The 2308-nt window shown below is 32.2% G+C and carries 2 protein-coding genes; one reads left to right on the top strand and one right to left on the bottom strand.

The genetic code is table 11. The annotated features are described in order from the left end of the window. Positions 1 to 362 precede the first annotated feature (362 nt). Positions 363 to 1283, top strand: a complete 921-nt coding sequence (locus BAU23_RS17415) for a DMT family transporter (RefSeq protein ID WP_033658543.1) — start codon at positions 363 to 365, stop codon at positions 1281 to 1283. A gap of 89 nt (positions 1284 to 1372) precedes the next feature. Here BAU23_RS17415 and BAU23_RS17420 read toward each other — a convergent pair whose 3' ends face one another. After that, on the bottom strand, positions 1373 to 2164 hold the full coding sequence (locus BAU23_RS17420) for a sulfotransferase family 2 domain-containing protein (RefSeq protein WP_000460197.1): 792 nt from the start codon (positions 2162 to 2164) through the stop codon (positions 1373 to 1375). Positions 2165 to 2308: the final 144 nt, after the last annotated feature.

The following is a 2308-nucleotide window of genomic DNA, read 5'->3' on the forward strand; positions in this document are numbered from 1 at the left end:
GACCTTGTCCCTGTGAGAGTAGGACGTCGCCAAGCAAAAACCTAAGTCGTTTCGACTTAGGTTTTTTTATGTTTATTTTTATTTACCAAATGTTAAAATCCATAAATTGAATGATAAGGCGATAAAAAGGTTATAAAGTTAATACTTTTAAATAGTAGTTGAAGGTAAGAATTACCTTTTTGTGGTAATTAAGTTGTAGTATGAATAAGGATATTTTAGATCTTATATGAAAAGGTTATGTGAAAAAAATAGCTATCTAGCTCTTTTTCACATAACCTTTTGTGTTTTTAAAGGATTTTATATAAGAAAAAATCTATAATTAAGGTAGTTAACATATATTTTTTTGATGGGTGTGGGGGATTATGAAGGAAATATGCATGTTATTAGTGGCTGTTATATTATGGGGGACGGCAATTGCGCCAACGAAATGGGCATTAGAATCCATTCAACCATTTACTTTGTTGTTTATTCGTCTTTTCTTTGCGGGTGGAATTTGTATGCTTTTCTCATTTAACGAACTACAAAAAGCGATTGTACATAAACATATTCCATGGAAAAGAATGAGTTTGTTATCTTTTACTGGTGTAGCTGGATACTTTATGTTCACATCCTACGGCATTTCTTTAACAAGTGGATTGCATGTTAGTATCATAGATGCTGCGTTACCGTTAGTTACAATACTTTTTTCCGCGTTCTTTTTGAAAGAGAAAATTCAGCTGAATTATTGGATAGGTATTATATTAGGGGTTATAGGGGTACTTCTTATTACAATTCCATCTAATAATGTCGATCAAGAGGTGTCTTTAATAGGAGATATCCTTATTTTATTAAGCACTTTCTTATTTGCTTTCTATACGGTATTGTTAAAACAGCCAAAACAGGAACAGTATCTATCAAACAAGGTTTTTACAACACTAACTTTAATTATTGGGGCGTTTGTTTTATTACCATTTGCGATGGTAGAAACTTTTTATTATGGTTTCCCAAAGGTTGAAACGTGGAAGACTGGACTTAGTGTGATGTATCTTGTTATTGGGGCGACAATTCTAGCATATTGGTTTTGGAATAAAGCACTAGAGAGAGTTTCTGCATCAGTAAGTGGATTATATTTAAATGCATTACCATTAATAAGTATTGTTGCTTCAATTGTTCTATTAAATGAATCTCTGACATGGAGGGTAATAATGGGGGCAAGTCTAGTTTTAATCGGAGTAGGATGGGCGGATAAGCAAAAATTACGTAATCTATTAAAAGGTAATAAGGTGGAGAGTAGGGACTGTTAAACAGTATGTTTTATATAATTAAAATGTTAAAAAGATACCTTATATATATGAGGTATCTTTTTATATATAGCAAAGATAATAAACTAAAATTAGTATGGATATTCTTTGCTATATCTATACGTATCGAAATCTTTTTGAAATGTTGTTTGGACGAGTTGTATGCACTCAGTATCATAAAAGCTTTCGAAAGTTGGATGACGGAGAAATAAAGGGTCAGTAATATCGGCTTCGCTAAAATTCCCTTTATAAATCATGGCGGGAGTTTGATGATGCCATGATGTTGAGAACTCATTTATTGGTGCAGTTTTTAATTCGAAACGCTTTTCTAATTCTTTCATTTCCTGATCGAAGTTTTCTAAGTATATATAATTGGTCACATATTCTTCTTCACCAGCTATATATTGTTGTGTGAAATGTGGGTTAATATCATCTGCTTGAGCACCTTTAATAAATAGGTAATATAGAAATTGTTTAAATGAGATCCCTTTAGGAGAATTTTCATCTTGATATAAAAACTTTCGGATGGGTTTCCATTCGGGATTTTCCATATAGGGAGGTGCAATTAAGGATACGAAAGAACTAACTGCTCTTCTAAAAGGATTACGAACAATTTTAAAAGTTTCTTTTTGTTTATCTCGTAATGCTATACCTAGTCGCACATCGTAGGCAGGTGTACTTTTATATATGTCATATTCGTAATTATGAATGAAGGGATGATAGTTTAAAGCTGGTTGTAATAAATCAATCTGGTAAAAAAACCACTTAGCAAGGGAAGTGCAACCGCTTTTTTGACTCCAAAATAGAATGATGGGAAACTTCCTATGATAGTGTGGGCTTCTTGAATGGGCGCTTATGATGTGTAATAAAGAAGGATCGAACAAGTTCTACACTCCTTTCAGTTATCTTACTGATATGTATGAGAAATAAAGAAGAGGTATGAGAGTCTTTTTCATCTTTTTTTTTAAAATGAAAGATTAATATTGACTATTATTATATAGAGGTGTAATATAGGACAAGTCGCCGAT

It is taken from the genome of Bacillus nitratireducens (genome assembly GCF_001884135.1).
Classification (GTDB): Bacteria; Bacillota; Bacilli; order Bacillales; family Bacillaceae_G; genus Bacillus_A; species Bacillus_A nitratireducens.